This is a genomic window from Bilophila sp. 4_1_30, from assembly GCF_000224655.1.
GTDB classification, from domain to species: Bacteria; Desulfobacterota; Desulfovibrionia; order Desulfovibrionales; family Desulfovibrionaceae; genus Bilophila; species Bilophila wadsworthia.
In genome coordinates this window covers 804,379-810,082 of record NZ_JH114232.1, presented here as the reverse complement: position 1 = coordinate 810,082, position 5,704 = coordinate 804,379, and the positions used below count along the sequence as shown (strand labels likewise).

6 protein-coding genes are annotated in these 5,704 nt (G+C 61.6%); 5 read left to right on the top strand and 1 reads right to left on the bottom strand.

The features are described 5' to 3' along the window. Nucleotides 1-404 (bottom strand): 4-(cytidine 5'-diphospho)-2-C-methyl-D-erythritol kinase (locus HMPREF0178_RS10210; RefSeq protein ID WP_009733349.1); only part of this gene is annotated, 404 nt, incomplete at its 3' end. Nucleotides 405-668: 264 nt separating this feature from the next. On the opposite strand from HMPREF0178_RS10210, the gene HMPREF0178_RS10205 reads away from it, so the two are divergent. The 5 genes from HMPREF0178_RS10205 to HMPREF0178_RS10185 all read left to right on the top strand — a co-directional run bounded on the left by HMPREF0178_RS10205 (nt 669) and on the right by HMPREF0178_RS10185 (nt 5,673). Then, the gene (locus HMPREF0178_RS10205; RefSeq protein WP_009733348.1) at nt 669-1,784 is read left to right on the top strand and encodes a branched-chain amino acid ABC transporter substrate-binding protein; all 1,116 of its coding nucleotides are present in this window, start codon (nt 669-671) and stop codon (nt 1,782-1,784) included. Between the two features lie 225 nt (nt 1,785-2,009). Then, the gene (locus tag HMPREF0178_RS10200; protein WP_005028566.1) at nt 2,010-2,918 is read left to right on the top strand and encodes a branched-chain amino acid ABC transporter permease; all 909 of its coding nucleotides are present in this window, start codon (nt 2,010-2,012) and stop codon (nt 2,916-2,918) included. Nucleotides 2,919-2,928: 10 nt separating this feature from the next. Next, nucleotides 2,929-4,173, top strand: a complete 1,245-nt coding sequence (locus tag HMPREF0178_RS10195; RefSeq protein ID WP_005028564.1) for a branched-chain amino acid ABC transporter permease — start codon at nt 2,929-2,931, stop codon at nt 4,171-4,173. Next, nucleotides 4,170-4,976, top strand: coding sequence for an ABC transporter ATP-binding protein (locus tag HMPREF0178_RS10190; RefSeq protein ID WP_009733347.1), 807 nt, complete (start codon nt 4,170-4,172; stop codon nt 4,974-4,976). The genes HMPREF0178_RS10195 and HMPREF0178_RS10190 overlap by 4 nt, the downstream gene beginning before the upstream one ends. Continuing rightward, entirely contained in the window at nt 4,969-5,673 is a 705-nt protein-coding gene (locus tag HMPREF0178_RS10185) for an ABC transporter ATP-binding protein (RefSeq protein ID WP_005028560.1), read from the top strand. Before HMPREF0178_RS10190 ends, HMPREF0178_RS10185 begins: the two co-directional genes overlap by 8 nt. Nucleotides 5,674-5,704 lie beyond the last annotated feature (31 nt).

Below are 5,704 nucleotides of genomic sequence, written 5' to 3'. Positions count from 1 at the left end.
AGCCCGACGAGCTCCGGCAAGGGCAGGGGTTCGGGCGCGCGGGCGTTCAGCCATCCAAGCAGCGCCGCCGCGTCCGCGCTCCCCCCCCCGAGCCCGGCCCCGTGCGGGATGCCTTTTTCCAGCACGGCCTCCACGCCCGGACGGAAGCCCGAAGCCTCGGCGAACAGGCGGTAAGCCTTGGTCAGCGTGTTGTTTTCCGGATCAATGCCCGGTTCCGCGCAGTGGAGCGCCAGCCCGCCTCCCGGCCTCAGGGCAAGCCTGAGCGTGTCGGACGGCTCGTCCAGCGGCAGGAATACCGTATCCAGCTCATGCCATCCGTTGGGGCGCACCCCCGTAATCCGCAGGGTCAGGTTCACCTTGCATCCGATCCGCAGTGCCGCCGTTTCCATCGTTCCGTCATCCACCCCGACGCCCTCCAGGCGCGTGTCGCGCTGTTTGTCTGATCAATTTATATCTTCCGATTTTCTTTTATCATCTTTCGCCTGCGAACGTTTGACAAGCCCTGTACAGTCATGGCACTAAAACCGATGTCTAACAGGGGTTCATCCGAAAAAACGGAGGCTCGGCATTGCTTCGCCCCACGCTCCCTTTTCGGCATGGACGGCTTCGGACAGGCGAGCCTGCCCGATAACTCCAACTATCCCTATGAATGAGGGGGAGGTTTCTTTATGGCACGCGCATGGATGAAAGCAGCTCTTGCGGGTATGGCCATCATGGCCATGACCGCCCCGGTGCATGCTGCCGATACGATCAAAATCGGCGTTCCCGGTGCACACTCCGGCGACCTCGTTTCCTACGGAATGCCGAGCCTTAACGCGGCTCGCATCGTCGCCGACGAATACAACGCCAAGGGCGGCATTCTCGGCAAACAGATCGAAATCGTCGCCGAAGACGACCAGTGCAAGCCCGAACTCGGCACCAACGCCGCCACCAAGGTCCTTTCCGAAGGCGCCGTGGCCGTTATGGGCTCCATCTGTTCCGGAGCGACCAAGGCCGCCCTGCCGATCTACAACGACGCCAAGATCGTGTCCATTTCTCCGTCGGCCACCACGCCTGAGCTGACCCAGAAGGGCGACCACCCCTACTTCTTCCGCACCATCGCCTCCGACGACGTGTCCGGCCACCTCGCCGGCTCCTTCGCCAAGGACAAGCTCGGCCTGAAGAAGGTCGCCCTCCTGCACGACAAGGGCGACTACGGCCGCGGCTTCGTGAATTATGCCCGCGAAATGCTCGAAAAGGGCGGCGTCCAGATCGTTCTTGAAGAAGGCATCACCCCCGGCGCCGTGGACTACGGCGCGGTGATCCAGAAGATCCGCAAGGCCGGCGCTGACGGCATCATCTTCGGCGGCTACCATCCCGAAGCTTCCAAGCTCGTCCAGCAGCTTGCCAAAAAGAAGATCGACATTCCCTTCATCGGCCCCGACGGCGTAAAGGACGAACAGTTCATCAAGGTCGCCGGCAAGAACGCCGAAGGCGTCTACGCCACCGGCCCCACCGACGTGTCCAAACTGCCCATGAACATCCAGGCGCACGAAAACCATAAGAAGAAGTACGGCACAGAGCCGGGCGCCTTCTATGACAACGCCTACTCCGCGACGGTCGCCCTGCTTGAAGCCATCAAGGCCGCCGGCAGCACCGACTCCCAGAAGATCATGGAAGCCCTCCGCACGAACATGGTGGAAACCCCCCTCGGCAAGATCAAGTTTGACGCCAAGGGCGACGCCGAAGGCATCGGCTTCTCCATCTACGAAGTGAAGGACGGCAAGTTCGTCGAACTAAAGTAACGATACGTCATTCCCTTTTTCGGGTATGACGCCAATGTTCACCCTGCATCTTCCGTGACACGTCGGAAGGTGCAGGGTGAACCGCACGTTGCGGGGCGGCATCCTGACGGGCGGCTGTCTTTCTTACTAAACGATTTTTCCGGGCTTCCCGCGGACGCTGAGGCGGGCGGGACGGGGCATTCCCCGGAGCCGGCGGTTCACCGGAGAAACCAGCGAGCAGGGCCAATGGATTTACAATATTTCGTCGAACTCTTTTGTGGCGGACTCACCAGAGGCAGCATCTACGCGCTCATCGCGTTGGGCTACACGATGGTGTACGGGATCATCGAGCTCATCAACTTCGCTCACGGCGAAATCTATATGATCGGCGCGTTCACCGCGCTCATCGTGGCGAGTGCGCTCGGCATCATGGGATTCCCGGCGGCGGGCATCATCGTCATCGCCGCCCTAGCTGCGGTGATTTGGTGCGCGGCCTACGGCTACACCATCGAGAAGATCGCCTATCGCCCCCTGCGCGGCGCTCCCCGGCTTTCGCCCCTCATCTCCGCCATCGGCGTGTCGATCTTCCTCCAGAACTATGTGAGCCTGGCTCAGACGTCCGACTTCGTGGCCTTTCCGCAGCTCATCACCGACTTTGAGTTTCTGGATCCCATTTCCCATATCATCGGCACCAGCGATTTCCTGATCATCGTCACCAGCCTCGTCACGATGGTCGCGCTCACGCTGTTCATCCAGTACACGAAGATGGGCAAGGCCATGCGCGCCACCGCGCAGAACCGCAAGATGGCTATGCTGCTCGGCATCGACGCCGACCGCATCATCTCGCTGACGTTCATCATCGGCTCGTCGCTGGCCGCCATCGGCGGCGTGCTCATCGCCAACCACGTGGGGCAGGTGAACTTCTTCATCGGCTTCATCGCGGGCATCAAGGCCTTCACCGCCGCTGTGCTCGGCGGCATCGGGTCCATCCCCGGCGCCATGGTCGGCGGCCTTGTGCTCGGCCTGTGCGAAAGCTTCGCCACCGGCTATATCTCCAGCGCCTACGAAGACGCCCTCGCCTTCGCCCTGCTGGTGCTCATCCTCATCTTCCGTCCGGCGGGCATCCTCGGAAAGCCCAAGGTTCAAAAGGTCTAAGGGGGCCGACATGAACATGATTTTAAGAGCGCTCATGGTCAGCGTATGGTTCATGGCGCTTACCTTCCCGCTTGTCGTCCTCAAGGTGGACGCTCTCAACGACACGATCCTGTTCCGCTGGGAAAACATGGCTTCCATCGGCGTGGGCGCGTTCGTGCTTTCCATTTTCTGGCGCTGGAGCATGGAACGCAAGGCCCGCGGGGCGGTTTCCACCGGCCCTTCGCTGTTCGCCCGCGCGCTTGAGGCCGTCCGGCAGCCCAAGCCCCGCTACACCTGCCTCGGCCTCATCGCAGTCCTGATGCTCGTCATGCCGTACATCAGCTCCATGTACCAGATCAACATCATGATCTCGGCGCTGATCTACATCATGCTCGGCCTCGGCCTGAACATCGTGGTCGGCCTCGCCGGACAGCTCGTGCTCGGCTATGCGGCGTTCTACGCCGTGGGCGCCTACACCTACGGCCTGCTGAACACCTATTTCGGCCTCGGCTTCTGGGCCGTATTGCCCGTGGGCGGCATCATGGCGGCCCTGTTCGGCCTCATGCTCGGCTTCCCCGTCCTGCGGCTCAAGGGCGACTATCTGGCCATCGTGACCCTCGGCTTCGGTGAAATCATCCGCCTCGTGCTTGAGAACTGGACCAGCGTCACCAAAGGTTCCTTCGGCCTGTCCAACCTCAGCCGTCCCTCCCTGTTCGGCATGGAAATGGGCGTAACCGAAGCGACAAACTACATTTATTACATCGTCCTCGCCGCCGTGGTCGTCACCATCATCGTCGTGGGGCGCCTCAAAAACTCCCGCATCGGCCTTGCCCTTCAGGCTCTGCGTGAAGACGAAATCGCCTGTGAGGCCATGGGCATCGACCTGACCAAGGTGAAGCTCTCGGCCTTCGCGCTCGGCTCCTGCTGGGCCGGGTTCGCCGGGGTCATCTTCGCGGCCAAGACCACGTTCATCAACCCCGCCAGCTTCACGTTCATGGAATCGGCCATGGTCCTGTCCATGGTGGTGCTCGGCGGCATGGGTTCCGTGCTCGGCGTCACCATCGCGGCGGCCATTCTGGTGCTCGCGCCCGAATACCTGCGCGCGTTCTCCGAATACCGTATGCTCCTGTTCGGCGCCGTCATGGTCATCATGATGATTTACCGTCCTCAGGGCCTCATTTCCGGCGAGAAACGCACGTACAAGATTACGAACAAGGACAAGATCGACAGCTCCAAGTCGGCTTTCGACGTTCCTGCCACGGGAGGCCAGGCATGAACACCCCTGTGCTCGAAGTAACCAACCTGTCCAAAAATTTCGGCGGCCTGCGCGCGCTCAACGAGGTGGATCTCACGATCAACCGGCAGGAGATCGTCGCGCTCATCGGCCCCAACGGGGCGGGGAAGACCACGTTCTTCAACTGCATCACCGGCATCTATCTGCCCACCGAAGGGACCGTCCAGCTTCACCTGCCCGAGCGCAACGGCAAGCCCGCCGGCTCCACGACCCTCAACGGCATGAAGCCCAACGAGATCACGTCGCTCGGCATGGCCCGCACGTTCCAGAACATCCGCCTGTTCCCGACCATGACCGTGCTCGAAAACGTCATGATCGGACGCCATTGCCGCACGTCGGCGGGCATCGCCGGAGCGGTCTTTCAGGACTCGCGCACCAAGGCCGAAGAACAGGCTACCATCGACCGCAGCTATGAACTGCTGCGCGAGGTGGGCCTGAACATGCATTATCAGGACGAGGCCCGGAACCTGCCCTACGGTGCACAGCGCCGTCTGGAGATCGCCCGCGCTCTGGCGACCGATCCCGCCGTGTTGCTGCTCGACGAACCCGCCGCGGGCATGAACCCTCAGGAAACCCTCGAACTCAAGTCGCTCATCCTGCACCTGCGGAAGGAGTTCGACCTGTCCATCCTGCTCATCGAGCACGACATGGGCATGGTCATGTCCCTTTCGGATCGCATCTACGTCATGGAATACGGCTCCCGAATCGCCATGGGCACGCCGCAGGAAGTGCGCGAGAACCCCCGCGTCATCAAGGCGTATCTTGGAGAGTCCGACCATGCTTGAGCTTCGCAACGTCAACACCTTCTACGGCAACATCCAGGCCCTCCGGGACGTGAACATACGCATCAACGAAGGGGAAATCGTCACGCTCATCGGGGCCAACGGCGCGGGCAAGAGCACCACGCTGATGACCATCTGCGGCGGCACGCCTCCGCGCAGCGGCGAAGTCCTCTTCCGGGGGCATCCCATCCACACGCTCAGGCCGAACAAGATCGTAGCGCTCGGCATCAGCCAGGTGCCGGAAGGCCGTCTGATCTTCCCCGATCTCACCGTGCAGGAGAATCTGGATCTTGGGGCCTTCCTCCGCAACGACAAGGACAACATCAAAAAGGACCTCGACTACATTTTCGACCTGTTCCCCATCCTCGCCCAGCGCCGCGCCCAGACGGGCGGCACGCTGTCCGGCGGCGAACAGCAGATGCTGGCGATCTCCCGCGCGATCATGGCCCGTCCGACGTTGCTCCTGCTTGATGAGCCTTCCCTCGGCCTCGCGCCGATCATCATCCAGCAGATTTTTTCCATCATCGAAAAAATCAATGCCGACGGCACCACCGTTTTCCTCGTCGAGCAGAACGCCAATCAGGCGCTCCGCATCGCCAACCGTGCCTATGTCATGGAAAACGGCCGTATCGTCATGGAAGACTCCGCCGACAAGCTTCTCACGGATCCCGCCGTGCAGAAAGCGTATTTGGGGATGTAATGGAGATCTTGGGGAGGGGAGAGGGGACCTT